21 protein-coding genes are annotated in these 22,624 nt (G+C 66.5%); 17 read left to right on the top strand and 4 right to left on the bottom strand.

Annotated features, from left to right (window positions below; genetic code table 11):
- The first annotated feature begins 23 nt into the window (after positions 1-23).
- From VUN84_17730 to VUN84_17685, 10 genes are all read left to right on the top strand, one after another.
- Positions 24-1,757 (top strand): L-lactate permease, encoded by a 1,734-nt coding sequence (locus tag VUN84_17730; GenBank protein ID XAS64098.1) that lies wholly within the window; start codon positions 24-26, stop codon positions 1,755-1,757.
- Positions 1,757-4,582: an FAD-binding and (Fe-S)-binding domain-containing protein gene (locus tag VUN84_17725; protein ID XAS64097.1), complete on the top strand. Its 2,826-nt coding sequence runs from the start codon at positions 1,757-1,759 to the stop codon at positions 4,580-4,582. Before VUN84_17730 ends, VUN84_17725 begins: the two co-directional genes overlap by 1 nt.
- Before the next feature lie 214 nt (positions 4,583-4,796).
- Positions 4,797-5,984 (top strand): MFS transporter, encoded by a 1,188-nt coding sequence (locus VUN84_17720; GenBank protein XAS64096.1) that lies wholly within the window; start codon positions 4,797-4,799, stop codon positions 5,982-5,984.
- A 28-nt stretch (positions 5,985-6,012) separates the two neighbouring features.
- Positions 6,013-7,542 carry a phosphatase PAP2 family protein gene (locus VUN84_17715; GenBank protein ID XAS64095.1) on the top strand — a complete coding sequence of 510 codons (1,530 nt, stop codon included), beginning with the start codon at positions 6,013-6,015 and terminating at the stop codon, positions 7,540-7,542.
- A 97-nt stretch (positions 7,543-7,639) separates the two neighbouring features.
- Positions 7,640-8,584 carry an ATP-binding cassette domain-containing protein gene (locus VUN84_17710; protein XAS64094.1) on the top strand — a complete coding sequence of 315 codons (945 nt, stop codon included), beginning with the start codon at positions 7,640-7,642 and terminating at the stop codon, positions 8,582-8,584.
- A 3-nt stretch (positions 8,585-8,587) separates the two neighbouring features.
- The gene (locus tag VUN84_17705; GenBank protein ID XAS64093.1) at positions 8,588-9,478 is read left to right on the top strand and encodes an ABC transporter permease; all 891 of its coding nucleotides are present in this window, start codon (positions 8,588-8,590) and stop codon (positions 9,476-9,478) included.
- 22 nt (positions 9,479-9,500) lie between these two features.
- Positions 9,501-10,832 carry a histidine kinase gene (locus VUN84_17700; protein XAS64092.1) on the top strand — a complete coding sequence of 444 codons (1,332 nt, stop codon included), beginning with the start codon at positions 9,501-9,503 and terminating at the stop codon, positions 10,830-10,832.
- A complete protein-coding gene (locus tag VUN84_17695) occupies positions 10,829-11,560 on the top strand; it encodes a response regulator transcription factor (GenBank protein ID XAS64091.1) in 732 nt (243 codons plus the stop codon). The genes VUN84_17700 and VUN84_17695 overlap by 4 nt, the downstream gene beginning before the upstream one ends.
- A 293-nt stretch (positions 11,561-11,853) precedes the next feature.
- A complete protein-coding gene (locus VUN84_17690; protein XAS64090.1) occupies positions 11,854-13,281 on the top strand; it encodes an amino acid permease in 1,428 nt (475 codons plus the stop codon).
- A 146-nt stretch (positions 13,282-13,427) separates the two neighbouring features.
- Complete coding sequence (locus VUN84_17685; protein ID XAS64089.1) at positions 13,428-14,738, top strand: M18 family aminopeptidase; 1,311 nt, start codon at positions 13,428-13,430, stop codon at positions 14,736-14,738.
- A gap of 31 nt (positions 14,739-14,769) precedes the next feature.
- Here the strand turns inward: VUN84_17685 and VUN84_17680 are convergent, their stop codons facing one another.
- Positions 14,770-15,450, bottom strand: a complete 681-nt coding sequence (locus VUN84_17680; protein XAS64088.1) for a DUF1345 domain-containing protein — start codon at positions 15,448-15,450, stop codon at positions 14,770-14,772.
- 240 nt (positions 15,451-15,690) lie between these two features.
- Between VUN84_17680 and rpsF the strand changes: the two genes are divergently transcribed.
- The 4 genes from rpsF (at position 15,691) to rplI (ending at position 17,483) form a co-directional block, all read left to right on the top strand.
- Positions 15,691-15,996 carry a 30S ribosomal protein S6 gene (gene rpsF, locus VUN84_17675; protein ID XAS64087.1) on the top strand — a complete coding sequence of 102 codons (306 nt, stop codon included), beginning with the start codon at positions 15,691-15,693 and terminating at the stop codon, positions 15,994-15,996.
- Between the two features lie 55 nt (positions 15,997-16,051).
- The gene (locus VUN84_17670; protein XAS64086.1) at positions 16,052-16,648 is read left to right on the top strand and encodes a single-stranded DNA-binding protein; all 597 of its coding nucleotides are present in this window, start codon (positions 16,052-16,054) and stop codon (positions 16,646-16,648) included.
- A 125-nt stretch (positions 16,649-16,773) separates the two neighbouring features.
- The gene (rpsR, locus tag VUN84_17665) at positions 16,774-17,013 is read left to right on the top strand and encodes a 30S ribosomal protein S18 (protein ID XAS64085.1); all 240 of its coding nucleotides are present in this window, start codon (positions 16,774-16,776) and stop codon (positions 17,011-17,013) included.
- Between the two features lie 17 nt (positions 17,014-17,030).
- Positions 17,031-17,483 (top strand): 50S ribosomal protein L9, encoded by a 453-nt coding sequence (gene rplI / locus VUN84_17660; GenBank protein ID XAS64084.1) that lies wholly within the window; start codon positions 17,031-17,033, stop codon positions 17,481-17,483.
- Positions 17,484-17,641: 158 nt separating this feature from the next.
- Here the strand turns inward: rplI and VUN84_17655 are convergent, their stop codons facing one another.
- Positions 17,642-17,893, bottom strand: coding sequence for a hypothetical protein (locus VUN84_17655; GenBank protein ID XAS64083.1), 252 nt, complete (start codon positions 17,891-17,893; stop codon positions 17,642-17,644).
- Positions 17,894-17,958: 65 nt separating this feature from the next.
- Here VUN84_17655 and VUN84_17650 point away from each other — a divergent pair, with 65 nt between their 5' ends.
- Both VUN84_17650 and VUN84_17645 read left to right on the top strand, forming a co-directional pair.
- Complete coding sequence (locus tag VUN84_17650) at positions 17,959-18,819, top strand: PhzF family phenazine biosynthesis protein (protein XAS64082.1); 861 nt, start codon at positions 17,959-17,961, stop codon at positions 18,817-18,819.
- A 104-nt stretch (positions 18,820-18,923) separates the two neighbouring features.
- Complete coding sequence (locus VUN84_17645; GenBank protein ID XAS64081.1) at positions 18,924-19,550, top strand: FMN reductase; 627 nt, start codon at positions 18,924-18,926, stop codon at positions 19,548-19,550.
- 15 nt (positions 19,551-19,565) lie between these two features.
- Here the strand turns inward: VUN84_17645 and VUN84_17640 are convergent, their stop codons facing one another.
- Together VUN84_17640 and VUN84_17635 are read right to left on the bottom strand one after the other, a co-directional pair.
- Entirely contained in the window at positions 19,566-20,135 is a 570-nt protein-coding gene (locus VUN84_17640) for a hypothetical protein (GenBank protein XAS64080.1), read from the bottom strand.
- Between the two features lie 5 nt (positions 20,136-20,140).
- Positions 20,141-20,608: a hypothetical protein gene (locus VUN84_17635; GenBank protein XAS64079.1), complete on the bottom strand. Its 468-nt coding sequence runs from the start codon at positions 20,606-20,608 to the stop codon at positions 20,141-20,143.
- Between the two features lie 631 nt (positions 20,609-21,239).
- Here VUN84_17635 and dnaB point away from each other — a divergent pair.
- The gene (dnaB, locus tag VUN84_17630) at positions 21,240-22,622 is read left to right on the top strand and encodes a replicative DNA helicase (GenBank protein ID XAS64078.1); all 1,383 of its coding nucleotides are present in this window, start codon (positions 21,240-21,242) and stop codon (positions 22,620-22,622) included.
- Positions 22,623-22,624: the final 2 nt, after the last annotated feature.

The raw sequence follows: 22,624 nt of genomic DNA, 5'->3' as shown, positions 1-22,624 counted from the left end.
CGCCTAACACAATCTGGAGACTCATGTTTCAGCAGATCCTCGACCCCATCGCAGGGTCCCTTGTGATTTCAGCGCTCTGCGCGGCGCTTCCTCTGCTTCTGCTCTTCGTCCTGCTGGGCGTTTTCAAGGTCAAAGCCCCCAAGGCCGCACTGGCCAGCCTGGCGCTTTCCCTGGTGCTGGCCGTCGTGGGATGGCAGATGCCGGTGAACCAGGCCCTGAGCGCCACCGCAGCCGGAATCTTCTACGGCCTGTTCCCCATTCTGTGGATCCTGGTCAACGCGCTGTGGATCTACCGGCTCACCGTGGCCACCCCCTGGTTCGAAGTGCTGGGACGGACCATCCGCTCCATTTCAAATGACCTGAGAATCCTGTCCATCCTCATTGCCTTCTGCTTCGGTGCCCTGCTGGAATCCCTGGCAGGCTTCGGCGCGCCGGTGGCCATCTCTGCGGCCATGCTGATGGCCGCAGGCATGAAACCGCTGAAATCCGCCGTGGTCTCGCTGCTGGCCAACACCGCGCCCGTAGCCTTCGGCGCCATGGCGGCGCCCATCATCGCCCTGAACGGCGTCACCGGCCTGCCGCTGCATGACCTGTCCTCCATGGCCGGCCGCCAGACGCCGTTCATCGCGTTGATCGTTCCGCTTCTGCTGGTTTTCATCGTCGACGGCCGCCGCGGCCTGAGGCAGACCTGGCCCGTGGCCCTCGTGGCCGGCGCCACCTTCGGCGTGGCCCAGTTTGTGACGTCCAACTTCTTCGCCGTGGAACTGACCGACGTCGTCGCCGCCGTCGTGACAGTCGCCGCCGTATTGCTGATGCTCAAGTACTGGCAGCCGAAGGAAATTATCGGGATGGAAGGCGCCGTTGAAGGCGCTGAGGACGCCGCGGCCGCCCCCGTCGCCCTGACGGCCGGCAGCGCCTCCCGTAGCGGCCGATCCGCCGTCGCCGGGACCGCTGCCCGTCATTCGGTCGGCACCGCGGCAGGCACCACGGTGCCGACGGATAATTCCCGGCCCGAACCCCGGCAGATCTGGATGGCAATCGCCCCCTACCTGATCATCATCGCGGTGTTCTCGGTGGCCCAGATTCCGTTCGTCAAGACCTGGCTCGGACAGGTCGGCAGCGTGAGCTTCGCCTGGCCCGGTCTGGACATCACCGATTCGGCCGGCAAGCCGGTTGCGGCCACCAAGTTCAAGCTCGACCACCTCAAGGCGACGGGCACCCTGCTGCTGTTTTCCGGGTTGATCACCCTGGCGATCTACAAGATTTCGGCCGCACAGGCCCTGCGGATCTACCGGGACACCGTTGTCCAGCTGCGCTGGACCATTGTCACCGTCACCGCCGTCCTTGGCCTGTCCTTCGTGATGAACCTGTCCGGCCAGACCACCAGCCTGGGCTTCGCGCTGGCTTCCGCAGGCAGCTTCTTCGCCATCCTCTCCCCGCTGATCGGATGGATCGGCGTTGCCCTCACCGGCTCCGACACGTCCTCCAACTCCCTGTTCGGCCAGCTGCAGGCCACTGCCGCGGCGCAGACCGGCCTGTCGCCGGTGCTGATGGCCGCGTCCAACTCCTCCGCCGGGGTGATGGGGAAGATGCTGTCACTGCAGAACCTGGCCGTCGCCGCTGCGGCCGTGGGCCTTGACGGCGCCGAGGGGACCCTGTTCCGCAAACTGATCGGCTGGAGCCTGGGCCTGCTGGCGCTCATCACCGTGCTGATCTTCCTGCAGTCCACCCCCGTCCTCGGCTGGATGGTCCCCTGATGGCGCCCCTGGACCTGGCGGGGCTCCGCTCGGCAGTGCAGGATCCCGCCCAGGTGAAGACCCGGGCGATCGACCTGCACGCCAACGCCCATGACGCCTCGCACTTCCTGCTCATACCGCAGGCAGTCGTCACGGCCGGGAACGCTGCCGAGGTCGGCGGGTTACTGCGCGCCAGCGCCGCCCAGGGCGTGCCGCTGACCTTCCGTTCCGGCGGAACAAGCCTCAGCGGTCAGGCCGTCACCGACGGCGTGCTGGTGGATGTCCGCCGGAACTTTCGGAATATTGACGTGCTCGACGACGGCGCGCGGGTGCGCGTCGAGCCCGGCGTCACCGTGCGGGCGCTCAACGCCAGACTTGCCCGCTACGGCCGGAAATTCGGCCCCGATCCGGCCAGCGAGGCGGCGTGCACAATCGGCGGCGTCGTTGCCAACAACTCCTCCGGCATGAACTGCGGCACTGTCGACAACACCTACCGCACCCTGGAATCCCTGACCGTGGTGCTGCCCTCCGGCACGGTGATCGATACCGGGGCGCCCGACGCCGACCGGAAACTCCGCGCCCTCGAGCCGGACCTCTACGCAGGGCTGGCCCGGCTGGCGGACCGTGTCCGGAACAACGCCGACTCCGTACGCCGGATCCGGCAGCAGTTCTCCATGAAGAACACCATGGGCTACGGGCTGAACTCCCTGCTGGACTTCCAGCGCCCGGTGGACATCATGGCCCACCTGATCGTCGGCAGCGAAGGCACCCTCGGGTTCGTGGCGGAGGCGGTGTTCCGCACCATCCCGCGGCTCCCGCACGCCGCGGCGGCCCTGCTGGTGTTCCCGGATCTCGAGGCCGCGAACTCAGCGCTGCCCGCGCTCGTCGAGACGGGCGCAGCCACGGTGGAGCTGATGGATGCACTGTCCCTCAAGGTGGGCCAGACGCTCAAGGGCACACCTTCCGTTGTGCGGGACCTGGCAGTGTCCGACCACGCTGCGCTGCTCGTGGAGTACTCTGCCGGCAGCGCGGCCCAACTGGCAGAACTCCGGCACCGTGGCGAGGGCGTCCTCCCTGGCCTCGGGCTGTCCGCCCCGGCCCGGTTCACCGGCGACTCACGCGAACGCGGCCAGCTGTGGCAGCTGCGCAAGGGCCTTTACGCCTCGGTCGCCGGAGCGCGCCCCCGGGGCACCACTGCGCTGCTGGAAGACATCGTGGTCCCCGTCCCGGTGCTGGGACGCACCTGCCGGGAACTGATCCGGCTCTTCGACAAATACAGCTACAGCAACAGCGTGATCTTCGGCCACGCCAAAGACGGCAACGTCCACTTCATGCTCACTGACGGCTTCGCCACCACGGCCGAACTGGACCGCTACAGCGCCTTCACCGAGGACATGGTGGACCTGGTCCTGGCGGAGGGCGGGTCGCTGAAGGCAGAGCACGGCACCGGGCGTGTTATGGCCCCCTACGTTCGACGGCAATACGGCGATGAGCTCTACGACGTCATGCGCACCATCAAGCAGCTCTTCGACCCCGCAGCGATGCTCAACCCGGGCGTGCTGATGGATGAAGACCCGCTGGCCCACCTGCGGCACATTAAGACGGTCCCGCCCGTCGCGGCGGAAGTGGACCGCTGCGTCTCCTGCGGTTACTGCGAGCCCGTGTGCCCGAGCAAAGACATCACCCTCACTCCGCGGCAGCGCATCGTCACGCTGCGCGCCATCGAATCCGCCCGGCTGGCCGGAGATACAGCGCTGGTCAAGGAGCTGGAGAAGGACTACGGGTACGAGTCCGTGGACACCTGTGCCGTCGACGGCATGTGCCAGACCGCCTGCCCGGTGGACATCAACACCGGGTCGCTCGTCAAGAGCCTGCGGACGGCCGGCGCCGGACCGCTCGCCAACGGCGCCTGGAACGCCGCCGCCAGGCACTGGGAAGGCGTCACCCGTGGCGCGTCCCTGGCGCTGACGGTGGTCCACAAGCTCCCTGCCGCCGCCATCGCACCGCCCAACAAGGCAGCACGGGCAGTGCTGGGAGCGGATACCGTGCCGCTGTATTCCGCCGAGCTGCCCGGCGGCGGGTCGGTGCGGAAGCGTCCCGCACCGGCAGGAGACGTTGATGCCGTCTATTTCCCGGCGTGTGTCGGCACCATGTTCGGCCCTGCAGGAGCAGAGCCGAACGCAGAGGAACGCGGCGTTCAGTACAGCTTCGAACAGCTCTGTGCCAGGGCCGGGCTCACCCTCCTCGTGCCGGCCGGTATTGACGGCCTGTGCTGCGGTACGCCCTGGTCCTCCAAGGGCATGGCCGCGGGCCAAACAACGATGCGGGAGAAAACCCTGGCCGCCCTGCGGGAGGCAACGCGGGATGGCGAGTTACCGATCGTATGTGACGCTTCTTCCTGCACTGAGGGCCTGCGCCAGGCCGTGGAATCGGAGCTGCCCGCGGCCGGGCAGCGTGCCCTGCGCATGGTGGACGCCGTGGACTTCGCCGCGGAACACATCCTGCCCCGGCTCTCTGACCACCGAAAGCTGGAGTCCCTGGCGCTCCACCCCACCTGCTCTTCCACCCGGATGGGCCTCAACGAGGCCCTCGGTGCCGTGGCCGGTGCCGTGGCCGAGCGGGTGGAAATTCCGGAAAACTGGGGTTGCTGTGCATTCGCCGGCGACCGGGGCATGTTGCACCCCGAACTGACCGCCTCGGCAACCGCGAAGCAGGCAGCGGAGGTCGCCGACATGGGCGCCGCCGCGCATGTGTCGTGCAACCGGACCTGCGAACTGGGCATGACCCGGGCCACGGGCGCCCAGTACCGCCACGTGCTCGAGGTGCTGGAGGAACTCACCCGCTGATCACGACGCTCCCTCAGGTCGTGCGCGTTCCACCCGACGAACCCGCAAATGGCGCGAAGGGTGGGTTGCCGGATGTGCGGGAGGGTTGTCGGTCTGGTTGCCGGATCTGCGGGAGCGTCGGGATGGAGCTGTGTGTACTTACCATTGGATGCGGGCAGCCCTGTGCCGAAGAACTTGACCAGCTCACCCAACACCCGGTGGAAGTAGTGATCGTATGACGAAGACGGCAACCCATCCGCAACTGAAGGCCGCAACCGCCGCGACCTTCCTCATTTTCGGAATCAACGGTCTCGTGTTCGCCAGTTGGGCCGCCCGCATCCCGGCCGTGACCGAGATACTGGGCATTTCCTCCGGACAGATGGGCACCCTGCTGCTGTGCGTGGCGGCAGGTTCACTGATTGCCCTGCCCACGGCCGGCCGCGTTGTCGGCCGGATCGGCACGGCCAGCGCTGTGCGCGCCGCCGGTCTTCTGGTGGCCCTGGCCGGTGGCGGCGTGGCATTGGCGCTGCTGGGCGGGTCCGTTCCGGGAACTGCGGCCGCGTTGTTCTTCTTTGGCATGGGCATCGGGCTCTGGGACGTATCCCAGAACATCGAAGGCGCCGACGTCGAGCACCAGCTTGGGCGCACCATCATGCCGCAGTTCCACGCGGCCTTCAGCGGCGGCGCCTTTCTCGGTGCCCTGATCGGCGCCGGCCTTGCGGGCCTGGGCGTCGGGCTTCCCGCGCACCTGCTGGTCATCGCCGTCGTCGTCGCCGCGTTGACTCTGGTTGCGCCCCGCTACTTCCTGCCACACCTGCCGGAGCCCGGCCCGGGGGCGGGGGAAACCAGGAAAGCGACTGCCGCGTCGGCCTGGCGGGATGGACGGACGCTGCTGATCGGCGTGGTGGTGCTGGGCGCGACGCTCACCGAAGGGGCGGGAAACGACTGGATCGCAAAGGCTGCCGTGGACGGGCTGGACGCCAGCGAGTCCGCCGGCGCGCTGCTCTTCGCCGTCTTCGTGCTGGCAATGACCGCGGTGCGCTTCTTCGGCGGCCGGGCTATCGACGCCTACGGCCGGGTGCCCGTGCTTCGGGCGAGCATGGCCGCCGCCGCCGCGGGCCTGGGCCTGTTCGTCCTGGCCGGAGACTTTTGGCTGGCTACCGCCGGGGCGGTGCTGTGGGGGGCAGGGGCTGCCCTTGCGTTCCCGATGGGCATGTCCGCCGCTGCCGATGATCCAGCGCACGCAGCCGCCCGGGTCTCGGTTGTCTCCACCATTGGGTATCTCGCGTTCCTGGCCGGCCCCCCGCTGCTCGGCTACCTCGGGGACCTGATGGGCATCCGGCTGGCCCTGCTGGCCATTGTCCTTCCAATCGTCGGTGCACTCCTGCTCGCCGGCGCCGCGAGGCCCTTGCGCACGGGCTAAGACCCTGCTCCGGCAGTAGGGTGGTCGGATGCGAAGCTTGCTGCGGAAAGTCAGGGGACGGCTTGGGGCATTCGACCGGAAGATCGTGCGTGGCGTTTCCGGCCTCCCCGGCGGAGACCATGACACCTTTTTCCGGCGTCTCTCCGCCGCGGCCAACCAGGGCAAGCTCTGGTTCGGCGTCGCCGCTGTGATGGGCCTCTTTCCGGGACGGACCCGGCGTGCCGCCCTGCACGGGGTGTTGGCGCAGGCGGTGGCCTCCGGGGTCACGAACCTGGTCTTCAAGACATTGTTGCCGCGGACACGGCCGCTCCCGGAACACCTTCCGTCCTACCGGTTTGTCCACCCGCAGCCCACCAGTTCCTCGATGCCCTCGGGCCACTCGGCCTCGGCCGTGGCGTTCGCCCTCGGCGTCGGCCTTCTCCGGCCCATCCTCGGAGCGGCCCTCGCGCCGGTGGCGGCGGGCGTTGCCTACTCCCGTGTCCATACCGGTGCCCACTGGCCCTCGGACGTGTTCTTCGGATCGGCGATCGGCGCAGGGTCGGCCCTCATCACGCGATCCTGGTGGCCCGTCCGGCCACCCTTCCCACCGACACGGCGGACCGCCGTGAAGGCCGCCGAGCTGCCGGAAGGTGCAGGCCTGGGCATAGCGGTCAACACGCTCGGCGGCTCCTACTCGCAGGAGACGGCAGCAGCTCTCCAACAAATATTCCCCAAAGCGCATATACGGGAGGTCGCCCAGGGCGAGGACCTTATCGCGGAGATTGCCCGCGTCGCGCTGCGGCCTGAGGTCGCGGCCCTTGGTGTCTGGGGCGGCGATGGAACAGTGGGAACGGCGGCCGCTGTCGCCGTCGGGCATTCGCTGCCCCTCCTGGTTCTTCCGGGCGGAACGCTGAACCACTTCGCCCGGGATGCGGGGACCCCCACCCTGGCGGCGGCCGTCGCGGCTGCTACCGGCGGGGAAGCGGCACGGGCTGACCTGGGATCGGTGGCGGTGGAGCGCGGGCTCCCTGACCGCCCCGAACTTGTGCGCCTGACCATGCTCAACACGGCGAGCATCGGGCTGTACCCCAACCTGGTCCGGCGGCGCGAGATGCTCCAGCCAGCGCTCGGCAAACCTCTGGCCGGGGTGATTGCGATGTTCCGGACGTTCGCCGCGGAGCGGCCCACCACGCTGATCGTTGACGGGGTGCGGCACAAACTCTGGATCCTGTACGTCGGCCGTGGGCGGTACTTCCCGCGCGACCATGCCCCGCTTATCCGGCCGGTGCTGGACGACGGCGTCCTGGACCTGCGCATGATCACCGCGGATGAATCCTTTGCCCGGCTCCGGTTGCTGTGGTCGGTGCTTACCGGCACGGTCGCGACGTCGCGGATCACCCATCTCAGCGAATCCAGCACCATCCGGGTGGAGCCCGGGGACACCACCATGGTGTTGGCGGTGGACGGGGAGGTCATGCCCGGGGTGCGAAGCGTCGAGTTTTCGGTGCTGCCGGGCGCCCTGACGTATTATTCTCCCGCAGTGCGAGACCCGAGCCGTCATCCTCCCGGACTACCCTGAGTCGTCCCTGAATCATCCCTGAGACCGGCGAATTCGGCCCTGCGCCCCCGTAGCGTGGTGGATACAAGAACCCCACTGCTACCAAAGGAACGCTTCCATGATCGAAGCACGAGGCCTGACCAAGGTTTACGGCGATAAAACCGCCGTCGCCGGCGTCAACTTCACCGTCCAAGCCGGCCGGGTCACCGGCTTCCTGGGCCCGAACGGCGCCGGCAAGTCCACCACCATGCGCATGATCATGGGACTGGACCGGCCGACGTCGGGCACCGTCACCGTCAACGGCGCCCCCTTTGCCCGGCACGCCGCCCCGCTGCGGGACGTCGGCGCGCTGCTTGACGCCAAAGCCGTCCACACCAGCCGCTCCGCGTACAACCACCTCCGCGCCATGGCAGCCACGCACAGCATCCCCAAGAAGCGTGTCCACGACGTCATCGAGATGACGGGACTGGCCGATGTGGCCAAGAAGAAGGTCGGCGGCTTCTCGCTCGGCATGGGGCAGCGGCTCGGGATCGCCGCCGCGCTGCTCGGCGATCCGCAGACCATCATCCTGGACGAGCCGGTCAACGGTCTGGATCCCGAGGGTGTCGTCTGGGTCCGCAACCTCGTGAAATATCTGGCCTCCGAGGGGCGCACGGTCTTCCTCTCCAGCCACCTGATGAGCGAAATGGCCGTCACCGCGGACCACCTGATCGTCATTGGCCGCGGCCGGATCATCGCCGACGCGCCGATCCAGGACATCATCACCGGCAAGGGCCAGATCCGCACGCGCGTCCGCACAGACGCGCCGGACCAGCTGATGCGCCTGCTCGCCCGCGACGGGGTGTCCGTGGAGCTGCAAGAAACTGAATTGCTCGAGGTCACCGGCCTGGATCCGCGCGGGATCGCCCGGGCCGCCCTTGAGAACCACGTCATGGTCTACGAACTCACCCCGCTGCAGGCCAGCCTGGAGGAGGCCTACATGGAACTGACCAAGGACGAGGTCGAATACCACTCGCTGATCACCACGGGCGGCGCCGCCCCCGTCCAGACCGGAGGCAACTAAGCCATGAGCTCAACCACCCTTGAACCGTCCCCCCGCGGCGCGCATACGGCCGATGCCCCCGCCGGCAAAGTATCCGCCACCAGCACCGGGCCCGGGCCCAGTTTCTTGCGGGTGCTGAACTCCGAATTCATCAAGTTCCGCACCCTCCTTTCCACCGTGATCCTGCTTGGCAGCACCGTTTTGGTGGTCGTCGGCTTCGGAGCCCTTTCCGCCTGGGGAACCGGACAGTTTTCGGAGGCGGCGGCCAGCGACCCGGAGGCGGCGGCCGCCTTCGCCGCCCAGGGCGCGGACCTGGCCGTCGGCGTCCCCACGTCCGGCATCGCCTTTGCCCAACTGATCCTGGGCTCGCTGGGAGTGCTGCTGATGAGCTCCGAATTCACCACGGGCATGGCCCGCTCCACCTTCGCTGCCGTTCCCCAACGGATCCCGGCATATGCTGCGAAACTGCTGGTGGTCATGGTGACGGCGTTCGTCCTCACCGCAGTGTCCGTGTACCTGGCCGGCCTCGTGTCACTGCCCATTCTGGAGAACTACAACCTCAAGCTGGACCTCGCCAGCTCCCAGTCGGTGAAACTGCTGCTCGTGAACAGCCTCTACGTCGCGGCCGTCGCAGCAATCGGCATGGCGTTGGGCTCGCTGATCCGCAACTCCGCCGGCGGCATCATGAGCCTGGTCGGATTGTTCTTCGTGGCGCCCATTGCCTTCCAGCTGATCCCGGGCGACTTTTTCGTCGAGGCCCGCAAATACCTGCCCGGCAATACGGTGGAACCGATGACAGCCGCACAGCACATGCCGGACACCCTGGAAGCCTGGCAGGCGGCCCTGGTGCTGGGCGCGTGGGTTGTCATTCCGGTGGTTCTGGCCGGCGTGCTGTTGAAACGGCGGGACGTCTAGGCCCACCGTCTAGGCTCAGAACATGATGGATGCAGTTCCTCCAAAGGACGCGCCGGCCGGTCAGGCCGACGCGTCCTTTGCGGAGATCACCGCCCGGCGCCGGGGCCGGATCCGGCGTTACCTGCTCCAGCATCCACGCGCCATGGATGCCATCGTTGTGGCCTGCTACCTGCTGCTGGTGATTCCCACCGCCGAGGGATCAGTGCGCGACGGCGTCTGGCCCGTCGCTGTGCTGCTCGGTGCCGCTGCGGCCGCCCTGGCGCTGCGGCGAAGCCACCCGGTGGCAGTAGTGGCTGCCGTGGCGGTCCTTGAATTGGCGGTGACGCTGCTGCATCCGTGGGGTTCGAACGTTGCGGCCGGGCTGTGGTTTGCGCTGTACTCCGTGGCCGCGGCCCGCACCCGCAGGGTCGCGCTGGGGTGCCTGACGGCCGCCACTGCGCCGCTGGTGTTCCTGTATCTGGTGCTTGCCGTGGGTCCGCTGGACGGCAGGCTGCCGGACATGGGGGTGAACACGCCGGAGAACTTCCAGTTGATCAGCAGCATCGCCGCCGGCATCAGCATCTCGCTCTCGAACGTCATAGCCACCGGGCTCGGCGTTTCGGTCCGGCAGCGGCGCGAACATGAGCACGAGGTCGCCGCCTGGGCGGCCCGGGCCACGCGGCTTGGCTCGGTCACGGAACGCAACCGCATTGCCCGGGAAATGCACGACGTCGTGGCACACTCGCTCACAGTCATGATCAGCCTGTCGGATGGGGCCGCCGTCGTGGTTCAAAAAGACCCGGCGAGGGCAGCCGTGGTACTCGCGGAACTTTCCCGCACCGGCCGCACCGCACTGGCGGACATGCGGCGTGTCCTGGGCGTCTTACGCGAAGACGTGACCCCCGGGCAGGCTCCGCGCGAACCGCTCGCGGCGGGGGACAGCCTGGCCAAGCTGCTGCAAGGTTTCCGCATGGCGGGACTTCCGCTGCACTACAGGCACACCGGCCCGTCGCTGCCGGACGACGCCGCGTTCCAGTTGACGGTCTACCGGATCGTGCAGGAGTCGCTGACGAACGCGCTGCGCTACGGCCGTTCGCTGGGCCGCGTGGACGTGGTGATCGCCCGGAACGGTCCGAGGGTCACCATCGACGTCATCGATGACGGCAAGGGCACCGTCGATGACGCCGGCGCCATCAGCGTGCAGGGTGCCCGGGACCCCGACAGGTCAGGGGGCGCCGGGCAAGGCCTTGCGGGCATGCTGGAGCGGGCGCGCATCTACGCGGGCGCGGTGCAGGCGGGTCGGAGCGGCGATCACGGCTGGCGCGTGCACGCCGTGCTGCACTGGAACGGCGACAACGGAAAGCAGGGCACATGAGTCACCATGAATCGGCGGAGGGATCAGGGCGGATCCGCGTACTGCTGGTCGATGACCAGCCACTTCTGCGGATGGGCTTCCGCCTGATCCTTGAGGGCGAGGACGATCTCAGCATTGTTGGCGAGGCGTCCGACGGCGCCGATGCGGTCCGCCAGGTGCGCGCCCTGGGACCTGACGTCGTGCTGATGGATGTGCGGATGCCGGTACTGGATGGAATCGAAGCCACCCGGGCCATCACCGCCGCCGCAGCCCACACGAAGATCATCATCCTCACCACTTTTGACCTGGATGAGTACGCGTTCGCCGGGCTACAGGCCGGCGCGTCAGCGTTCCTGCTCAAAGACGTGGCTCCCGCCGAACTGATCCATGCCGTGCGGGTCGTGGCGAGCGGCGACGCCGTGGTGGCACCGCGCGTCACCCGCCGTCTGCTCGAAGCCTACGTCCGGGCCGGTGCAGCAGCGTCGGACCGGAGGGCCGCCCCCGGCGGGGTCCGGCCCGCCAGGGATCCGCTGCTGGAGGACCTCACCCCGCGTGAAACCGAGATGCTCGGAGCGATGGCGGAGGGGCTCTCCAACGCCGAGATCGCGCACCGGTACTTCCTCGCCGAGGCCACCGTCAAAACACATGTAAGGCGGATCCTTACCAAGCTTCACCTGCGTGACCGGGTCCAGGCAGTGGTCTACGCCTACGAAACCGGCCTGGTGGTGCCAAGCAACCCGGACTACTGAACAGTAGGGGGCCGCAAACCCTCGATCCCTAAAGGACCCCCGGGACGTCTGCGCGCGGGAAATGCTTGAAACAGTGGTTTCAGGCACATTTCGAAATTGCCCGTGACGCAACTTTCTTTGCCTCACGGGCCTTCTTCTTGGCAGTGTGCCCCGCCTTCGCCGCCGTAATATGTGAGATCGCACAGGACGCGACGTGCGGGGCCGGGTTTAGGGTGAAACGACGATGTGGTCCGCCCCACATATCTCTTCTATCCACCTGCGGACCCGCACAATTCACAAAAGGACGGCGCCTTATGCAGGCTGACCAGCAACTCTCCAAGTCCCTGAAACCCAGGCACTTGTCCATGATTGCCATCGCCGGGGTGATCGGTGCCGGCCTGTTTGTCGGCTCCGGTGCAGCCATTCAGCAGGCCGGACCGGGAATCCTGGTCGCCTACATGGCAGCCGGCCTTGTTGTCATCCTGGTCATGCGGATGCTTGGCGAGATGGCGGCGGCCAACCCGGAAACCGGGTCGTTCTCGACCTATGCGGATAAGGCCTTGGGCCGCTGGGCCGGCTTCAGCATCGGCTGGCTGTACGCCTGGTTCTGGATCATTGTCCTGGGCATCGAGGCCACCGCCGGCGCTGCGATCATGCACCGCTGGGTGCCGGGAATTGACCAGTGGGTCTGGGCCCTGCTGCTGATGGTGTTGCTGACCCTTACCAACCTGGGCTCGGTGAAATCCTTTGGCGAGTTCGAGTTCTGGTTTGCCTCCATCAAGGTTGCGGCCATATCGCTGTTCCTGCTCTTCGGCGTCGCCGCCATCCTGGGCCTGATCCCGGGCGTTCCCGCCCCCGGCGTGAGCAACCTGTTGAACAACGGCGGCTTCATGCCGAACGGTCCGGGCGCCGTGCTGGCCGGCATCCTGGTGGTTGTCTTCTCCTTCTTCGGAGCTGAGATCGCCACCATTGCCGCGGGCGAGTCCGAAAACCCGGTCGACGCCGTCAAGAAGGCCGTGAAATCCACCGTCTGGCGCATCCTCGTCTTCTACATCGGCTCCATCGCGGTAGTGGTCACCCTCCTGCCCTGGAACTCGGCCTCCGTCGCCAAGAGCCCGTACGTTGCTGTCATCGAGCTGTTCGGTATCCCCGGCGCCGGCACCATCATGGACATCGTGGTTCTGACCTCGGTGCTGTCCTGCCTCAACTCCGGCCTCTACACCGCAAGCCGGATGCTGTTCTCCCTCTCCCGCCGTGGCGACGCACCGCGCGCCTGGATGCGGATTTCCAGGCGCGGCGTCCCTGCTGCAGCCGTCCTGGCCTCCACTGTGGTCGGCTTCATCACTGTGGGACTGAACTACATCGCCCCCGACACCGTTTTCCTGTTCCTGGTCAACACCTCAGGAGCCATCGCCTTGTTCGTCTGGCTGGTGATCGCAAGCTCGCAATTGATCCTGCGGCGCCGAATGGGAGCCGCGGCCAAGGACCTGCAGCTCAAGATGTGGCTCTTCCCCTACCTGACCTGGGTGGCCATCATCAGCATCGCCGCCCTGCTGATCGGCATGGTCATCCTGGAGACCACCCGCGAATCACTGCTCCTCTCGCTGGCCCTCGCCGCCGTCGTGGTCGGGGTGGGCGTATGGCGTTACCGGAAGCACGGCGGAAAGTCCCCGGCCGGCGAGCCGGGAACCTCCGGGACCGAGACGGTTGATGCCGGCGCGGCTGCCGGCCCGGTGTCCTAACTTAGCGGCGTCAGAACCACGACAGGCCGCCCGGGCGGCGCAGGGGCCGGATTCGCCGGCCTCTGCGCCGCCCGCTTCTGTTTGTCCCGTATAGGGCAACCGGCATAGGGCAACCGGCCGCGGGGCGCAGCGTTAGACTCGGAGCCATGCCCTTCCAGACCAATGCCGCAGCCCACATCCAAGACCTCGGCGCGTACGTCACCGCGTCACCGTCGAGCTTCCACGCCGTCCACGAAGCCGCCCGCCGGCTGAACGGCGCAGGATTCACCGCCCTTGATGAGCTGCAGCACTGGGACCTGCCCGCCGGCGCCGGGAAGTTTTATGTCATCCGCGACGGCGCCATCATCGCCTGGGTCACGCCGGAGACGGCCGGTCCCACCACCGGGTTCAACATCCTCGGAGCCCACACGGACTCCCCCTCGTTCAAGCTCAAACCCAGACCCACCACCGGCAAATTCGGCTGGCTGCAGGCTGGCGTCGAGGTGTACGGCGGACCGTTGCTGAACTCCTGGCTGGACCGGGAACTGCAGCTCGCCGGACGCCTGGTGATGGTGGACGGCACCGAGCACCTCACCGCCACCGGGCCGCTGCTGCGGTTCCCGCAGCTCGCCATCCACCTGGACCGTGCCGTGAACGAGGGGCTGGCCCTGGACAAGCAGCAGCATATGAACCCGGTCTATGGCCTGGGGGACCCTGCCGCTAACGACCTGCTGGGCCTGCTGGCGGCCCGGGTGGCCGGCGCGGATGTTGACGCTGCCCTGATCGGCGGCTACGACGTCGTCATCGCCGACACCCAGGCACCCGCTGTCTTCGGCGCGAACGGTGAGTTCTTCGCCTCCGGTCGGCTGGACAACCTGTCGGCGACCCATGCCGGGCTGACCGCACTGATAGACCACGCCGACGCGCCGCTGCCTCCGGGGGCGCCGATCGCCGTTCTGGCCGCTTTCGATCATGAGGAGATCGGCTCCGCCTCCCGGTCCGGCGCGAGCGGTCCCATCCTCGAAGACGTGCTGGTGCGCATTTCCGACGGCCTGGGCGCCACGGCGAGCCAGCGGCGGCAGGCTTTGGCGGCGTCGTTCTGCGTTTCCGCCGACGCCGGTCATGCCGTCCATCCCAACTACCCCGAACGGCACGATCCGGCTAACCGGCCGGCTTTGAACGGCGGCCCGCTGCTGAAGATCAACGCCAACCAGCGCTACGCCACGGATGCCACGGGGGCAGCCCTCTGGGCGCGGCTGTGCGCCGGCGCCGGCATTCCTTACCAGGAGTTCGTCTCCAACAACGTGATGCCCTGCGGCTCCACGATCGGCCCGCTGACCGCCACCCGCCTCGGGATCCGGACAGTCGACGTCGGTGTGCCCCTCCTGTCGATGCATTCGGCCCGGGAACTGTGCGGGGTCGAGGACCCGCACCGGCTCGCGAGGGTGACCGCGTTGTTCTTCCGCACGGCGGCGTAGCCGCGGGACGGATCTACGGCCGCTCTGCAGGTCAGAAGGCCAGGTTGATCACGAGACTGATCGTCGTGGCGAGGATGACGGTGCCAAAGAGGTAGGACAGCAGGCTGTGCTTGAGCGCCTCAGCCCGGATGCCGTGGTTCTGCAGGGCCGTGTCGGAGACCTGGTAGGTCATGCCGAGGCTCGTCGCGAGGTAGGCAAAGTCGGTGTACTGCGGGTGGCGTTCCTGGTTGAAGTCGATGCCGCCCACGGCAGAACCGGCCTTCCCACCCGTGCTGTAGTACAGCGCCGCATACCGGAGCGTGAACAGTGTCTGCACCAGCAGCCAGGACAGGGCCACGGACGCCAGCGCAAGCAGTCCGCCCGCGAACCGGGAGGCGCCGCCGGCATGGGAATCGACCACGACGGCGGCCACCGCGCCCAGGCTGGCGACGTTTGCCGCCAGGATGAGCAGGTCAGTGATCCTGCGGGACGGATCCTCGGCGGTGGCATGTGACCGGGTTTCGGCCGGATTAAAACGACCGATCACCACCCAGACCCACACCACGTAGGTCAGTGAGGCAGCGCCCCAGCCGACCGCCGGAGCCTCCACCCAGTTGCCGGTCGCGCCGGTGGCCGTGGCCGCCAGCAACCCGGCGAAAAGCATGGCAACCAGGCGGAGCCGGCTGCGCCGGGCACGCCGGTTGCCGCCGCGGACAAGGGATCCGGTGTTCATTCCCCGATTCTGGCACAGGGTTGTCCACATGGCCGCCGGCCGGGCCTCTAAACCCCGCTGGCCGTGCCTAGTCTGGACGGGCCTGGAATAGCTGAAACGGGTCCCGATGCACTAAGCTATTGAAGTCTGTGCTGCGTCCTGCCCCCGTTCCTGGAGGTGCGGCCGGCGCATGGCACCGCAAATGAACCTCCTGTTACGGAAATGCCGTAACCGCTTAGCCCAAAGGAGGTGGGTTCACATATGCGTCCTTACGAATTGATGGTAATCATCGACCCCGAGGTCGAAGAGCGTACCGTTGAGCCAACGCTTCAGAAGTTCCTGAACGTCATCACGACCGATGGTGGAACCATCGAAAAGGTTGACATCTGGGGCCGTCGTCGCCTGGCTTACGAAATCCAGAAGAAGTCCGAGGGTATCTACGCCGTGGTGAACTTCACCGCTGAGCCGGCTACCGCCAAGGAACTTGATCGCCAGTTGAGCCTCAATGAGACCATCATGCGCACCAAGATCACCCGCCCCGAAGTACAGAAGGTTGTTGCTGAGTAAGCTCAGCTCCTGATTTTCACTCTTCACCCCGCAGGAACGAACAAGGAGGCAGTAGATGGCAGGCGAAACCACTATTACGGTCATCGGTAATCTCACCAGTGACCCCGAACTGAGGTTCACACCGTCAGGTTCGGCTGTAGCCAATTTCACCATCGCGTCTACTCCCCGCACCTTCGACCGCCAGTCCAACGAGTGGAAGGACGGGGAAACCCTGTTCCTTCGCGCGTCGGTATGGCGCGAAGCCGCCGAAAACGTCGCCGAATCCCTGACCAAGGGCATGCGCGTGATTGTTTCCGGCCGGCTGAAGAGCCGTTCCTACGAAACCAAGGAAGGCGAGAAGCGCACCGTCATCGAGCTTGAGGTCGATGAAATCGGCCCCAGCCTGCGCTACGCCAACGCCAAGGTCAACCGTACCCAGCGCTCCGGCGGTGGGGGCGCCGGCAACGGCGCCCAGGGTGGCTTCGGCGGCGGCAACAGCGGCGGCAGCGGTTTCGGTGGCGGCTCTGGTGGAAACCAGGGCGGCGGCAACTCGGGTGGAACCTGGGGCGGCAACCAGCCCGCGCAGCAGCAGGATGACCCTTGGGCCACGCCCGGGGTCAGCAATGCAGGCGGCGGCTGGGGCAACGGCCCGGATTCCGAACCTCCCTTCTAAACAACATCTAAGGTCCGACCGCGCGACCCGCCAGAACGCCGCAAGGCAGGATGGCGCCGACCGCGACGGATCACCACCATCCCGTGGATCAATATCCACGGGCTCCATCGAATAGGAGCTCCACGATGGCTAAGGCTGAACTCCGTAAGCCCAAACCAAAGTCCAACCCCTTGAAGGCCGCTGACATCACTGTCATCGACTACAAGGACGTAGCATTGCTGCGCAAGTTCATCTCCGACCGCGGAAAGATCCGCGCCCGTCGCGTCACCGGCGTCACGGTGCAGGAACAGCGCAAGATCGCCCAGGCAATCAAGAACGCCCGCGAAGTTGCTCTGCTGCCTTACTCCGGCGCTGGCCGCGGCTAAGGAAGGGATTAACTAACATGGCAAAGCTCATTCTGACCCACGAAGTAACCGGTCTCGGTGCTGCGGGCGATGTTGTCGAGGTCAAGGACGGTTACGCACGTAACTACCTGCTGCCCCGCAACTTCGCCCTGACCTGGTCCAAGGGTGGCGAGAAGCAGGTTGAGTCCATCAAGACTGCCCGCGCCGCCCGCGAGCACGCTTCCCTGGAAGACGCTCAGAAGCAGGCCGCTGCACTCTCCGCCAAGCCGGTCAAGCTCGTTGTCAAGGCTGGCGAGACCGGACGCCTGTTCGGTACCGTCAAGCAGGGCGACGTCGCCGATGCTGTTGAGGCCGCTGGCCTTGGCCGCATTGACAAGCGCAAGGTTGAACTGCCGACGCACATTAAGTCGGTTGGTTCCTACCAGGCCAACGTCCGGCTGCACGCCGACGTTGCCGCTGTGATCGACCTGGACGTAGTCGCAGGCAAGTAGCCCTCACAGGCTCCGCAGTCCTGAACTGCCTGTTGGCCCCCGCCGCCGGATTCCTCCTGGGAACCGGCGACGGGGGCTGTCTGCTTAACCCCCCGCGTGGGGTTCCCTTGGAGTTCGTGGCGCCAAGCGTGATGGACGATAGCCGGCTCCGAGGTCCCTTAGTCCACTGGCTGGGGGTGGTGCAGGATCAATGTCGCGTGCCGGTACCCATAGTGGTAGCGGCCGAAGCCGACAACCGTCGGGCCCCACATCTCCGCCGGCTGCCCGGTGACCTGTGCCATCAGGTCCAGCAGCCGGAGCCCGTCACGGTGCCGGACGGGATGCTCGATGGCGGCGAGAAACTCCTCGACCGACGCGCCTGTTGCCGTAATTTTGTTTTCGGTCCTGTCCCGGCTCGTGTTCACTGGCATGCGGGCAGTCTGGCAGAGGGTGGCGGTCTTGTCAGCCGGGCAGGTGCCGGTGGTAGCCTGCCGCAGTGACCTCAACTCCTGCCACAGCGGCCCGCCTCCGCCCCTTCACGCAGGTGGACGTCTTCACCGACCTGCCTTACCGGGGGAACCCGCTCGCCGTCGTCCTCGACGCCACGGACCTTTCTCCGGAGGTGATGCAACAGTTCGCCAACTGGACCAACCTTTCCGAAACCACTTTTCTGCTGCCGCCTACGGATCCCCGTGCCGACTACCGGGTCCGGATCTTTACGGGCAGTGAGGAGTTTCCCTTTGCCGGTCACCCGACGCTCGGCTCCGCGCATGCCTGGCTTGAGGCCGGCGGAATTCCCCGCGGGGACGGCACGGTGGTGCAGGAGTGCGCCGCCGGACTGGTTCGGGTAAAGCGCGACGCCGGCCGGCTGGCGTTCGCGGCGCCGCCGCTGACGCGGACGGGTCCGGTCGCCGGCCCGGACCTTGACCGGATCGCCGCAGGCCTGCGGGTGCCACGGGAAGCGCTGCTGGACTCGTCCTGGCTGGTCAACGGACCCGACTGGATTGGTGTGCTGCTCGAGTCAGCAGAGCAGGTGCTCGCCGTCAGGCCCGACTACACGGCCATGGCCGGTCTCAAAGTCGGCGTGATCGGTCCCCATCCGGCCGGATCCGAGGTGGATTTCGAGGTGCGGACGTTCATTCCGGGCGACGCCGCCGCCGAGGACCCCGTCACCGGCAGCTTCAATGCCGGTGCGGCCCAGTGGCTGATCCGCAGCGGCCGGGCACCGGAGTCCTACCGTGCGGCGCAGGGGACGGTGCTGGGACGCTCCGGCCGGATCCACGTCGACGCCGTGGCGGATGACATCTGGGTCGGAGGGAGCACGGTGAGCTGCATCGAGGGATTTGTCCTGATCTGAGGGACAAGGGGCAGGAATAAACAACCCAGGATGTGGCTTGTTCAGGTACATGCAAATGCATGCATTGCGTTTGCAGCCGGAAACATTATCTGAGGAGCATTGCCGTGGAATCGCGCCGCATTACCGTTCTCTCCGCCGGACTGGGCGTCCCGTCGTCCAGCCGCCTGCTGGCTGACCAGTTGGCAGCCTCCGCGCAGCGGCAGTTGGCCGCCGCAGGTTACGGCGTCGACATCGCGGTGGTCGAACTGCGGGACATCGCCGTAGACATCGCCAATAATTTTGTGACTGGCTACGCGGGTCCGGCGCTGGCCGACGTCATCGCGGGTGTTGTGGCCTCGGACGGCATCATCGCTGTCAGTCCGGTCTTCAGCGCGTCCTACAGCGGCCTCTTCAAGTCTTTCATCGACGTCCTCGACCCCTCCTCCCTTGAGGGCAAGGCCGTGTTGCTGGGCGCCACTGCCGGAACTGACCGGCACCAGATGGTCCTCGACTTCGCCATGCGGCCCCTGTTCACCTACCTTCGTAGCCGGACAGCCGGCACGGCTGTTTTTGCCGGTCCGCAGGATTGGGGTCATAACGACGGCGCCGTCTCACCGCTTTCCGCGCGGATCGACCGGGCGTCAGGCGAATTCGCCGGCCTGCTGCTGGGTCCACAACCGCATTCCAGGCAGGGCGCTCTCGAATCTCTGCCGTTCGAGCAGTTGCTAGCGGGTATTTCCGGGCGGCACTGAACAGGAGGGCGGAGGTCAGTCCTCCAGGAGCGCGATGAACTCCCGGGCCTGCTTGATGGAGATGTCTGAGTGGCGGGTGAGCGCCGCCGCCGCCGCCTCCGTGTCGCCGCTCCGGGCCATGGTACGGATACGGCCGTAGATCTCGTCGTTGAGCATATTGCTGCTGACCTCGCGGGTGACCTCGCCTTTGCTGGCGATGGCCCGGTAGCGGTAGGCAAACCGCTGGGGGGCGTCGTCGTCCTCCTCGCTGGGAGCCTGTTGGGCCGTCTCCGGGCGGAAGGGCTGCGGATGGGCAGCGAGGGCGCCTACGGCGTCCCGTGAGGCCCGCAGGCCGTCACCGGTGGCTTCGAGGTAGAGCTTGATGGCACCCATGGCCTGCCCCTGGGCGATCAGCGCGTAGAGGCGCCGGTGCTGCTCCTGGTCGAGCTTGGCCGCCGAGGCACGTGCCAGCTCGATCGGGTCGCGCACGGGTGCCGGGGGCGCCGCCGGCCGGGATTGACGGCTGCGGTTAAGGGCGCGGGCGCCCAGTAGAACGCCGGCGCCGACGAGCACCAAAATTAGCAGGGGGATGAGCAGCGATTCCATGAAAACTACAGCCGATCTACGTAATTCTTGGCGGTCGAGAGATCCGAATGGGTTGCCTGCCGCAGCAGCTTGATGGCTTCGGGCTTCTTGCCGTTCTGGGCCAATGACTGCAACTGCAGGGCAAACTGGGGGTTTAGGTGGCCACCGGGCAGGACCGGGCCCTGGTAGCCGGGCTGCCCGAATGCCGGAGCGGATCCCGTCTGTGCCCGCAGCATGTTGCGGGCGTGGTCGGCCTGCTGTGATTGCTGCTGTTCGTTCTGGCTGGGCCGGGTCACGGCGTCGAGCCGGGCCCGGGCAGCCGTCGCGGCCTGCACCTGGGCAGCGTAGTGCGCCTGTGAGCGTACCGCCAGTTCCCGTTGGTAGCGCTCCGCGTCCGACACGCCAAAATCGCGCGGCCTAAGGGCCGTAACAAACGCCCAGAGTACTGCCGCCAGAATGAGGGCAGGCAGCGTAACCATCAAGACATCGCCCATAGAACGAGCATATGCCAGATCACAGTTATCCACAGCACATTCTGCGCCGGGCATGAGCGGGTCGGCGGCGGCGGCTTTCCACCGGAATATTTGTGGGGAACATCACTAAATTCGCATATTCCGGCCCGGGTATGGCCTCATGGTCCGGCCGCTATCCCCAGGCCATGGCTGCGGTCTGTGGACGACGGCGGCCCGAAATTCTTTTGTGTCCACACGGCAGATCCATTGTTTTCGCAGGTCAGGGGGCTGCCGGGGGCCCAAGAAACTTTCTATCCACAGCTGTTCCCACAGGCTGTGCACAAGCTGACGGCAGTAGTGCACAGCTTATCCACAGGGGTAGCCGGCTCTCGGGTTGGTGCCTGCCCGGTCGGGGGATAACGTTGCTGGATATCGAGCCGAGGATACTGAAACCCGGCGCTACCCCCGGGCCCAGCCCGCAAAGCCTGGCCCGCAGAGCCGGACAGTTATGGGGGCCGGCAGCGCCGGGGCGGACAAAGTGTCGCAGCCGGCTGATAGGACTTAACTCGTCGGGGATCCGCCGGGGCCGGCGCCACCGGCACAGCACGGACCAAGGCATACGCGTCGCAGGCGAAGTGATACCCGCTGCGGCACACAATGGAGGACGGCAGTTTTGTCAGTTACGCATCTGGACTCAATCGAGGGAGCGCGGGGAGCCGAAGGCAGCCGCAAGCCGCCGCAGGACATTCCCGCCGAACAGTCTGTCCTCGGCGGCATGATGCTGTCGAAGGACGCCATTGCCGACGTCGTCGAAATTCTCCGCGGCGTTGACTTCTACCGCCCGGCCCACGAGACCATCTACGAAGCCATCATCGATCTTTACGGCCGGGGTGAGCCCGCCGACGCCGTCACGGTCTCGGATGAACTGACCAAGCGGGGTGAGATCAACAGGATCGGCGGTCCCGCCTACCTGCACGAACTCATCCAGACCGTCCCCACCGCCGCCAACGCCGGCTATTACGCTGAGATTGTCGGCGAACGCGCGGTCCTACGCCGCCTCGTCAATGCCGGAACCAAGATTGTCCAGCTCGGTTACGGCCAGGACGGCGAGGTCGAGGACCTGGTAAACCAGGCCCAGGCCGAGATCTACGCGGTGGCGGAGCGCCGCACCGCGGAGGACTACGTGGTCCTCAAGGACGTCATGGAATCCACCGTGGACGAGATCGAAGCATCCGGGCACCGCGAGGAGGGGATGACCGGTGTGCCTACCGGCTTCTACGAACTGGACGAACTCACCCATGGTCTGCACCCAGGCCAGATGATTGTCATCGCAGCCCGCCCCGCCGTCGGCAAGTCCACCTTCGCGCTGGACTTTGCCCGCTCCGCCGCCATCAAGAACAACTTGGCCACGGTGATGTTTTCTTTGGAAATGGGCCGGAACGAGATCGCCATGCGGTTGCTGTCCGCGGAAGCCACGATCGGCCTGCAGGACCTGCGCAAGGGAACGATTAAGGACGAGCAGTGGTCCAAGATCGCTACGACCATGGGCCGGATGAACGACGCCCCGCTGTTCATCGACGACAGCCCCAACATGTCGCTGATGGAAATCCGGGCCAAATGCCGCCGGTTGAAGCAGCAGCACGATCTCAAACTTGTCATCCTCGACTACCTTCAGCTGATGAGCTCCGGCAAGAAGGTGGAGTCCCGCCAGCAGGAAGTCTCTGAGTTCTCCCGTGCCCTGAAGCTGCTGGCCAAGGAACTGCAGGTTCCGGTCATTGCCTTGTCCCAGCTGAACCGTGGCTCCGAGCAGCGCCAGGACAAGCGGCCGATGGTGTCGGACCTGCGTGAATCCGGTTCCATTGAGCAGGACGCCGATATGGTCATTCTGTTGCACCGCGAGGACGTTTACGACAAGGAATCCCCCCGGGCCGGCGAAGCGGATATTCTCATCGCCAAGCACCGTAACGGTCCCACCAAGGATATTGTGGTTGCCTTCCAGGGCCACTACTCCCGGTTCGCCAACATGGCCGCCGACGCCGGAGGTGGCGGTTTCTAAGG

The sequence above is a fragment of the Micrococcaceae bacterium Sec5.8 genome (genome assembly GCA_039636775.1).
Taxonomy (GTDB): Bacteria; Actinomycetota; Actinomycetes; order Actinomycetales; family Micrococcaceae; genus Arthrobacter.
The sequence above is the reverse complement of the archived record's forward strand: the minus strand, read 5'-3'. Positions and strand labels throughout refer to the sequence as shown.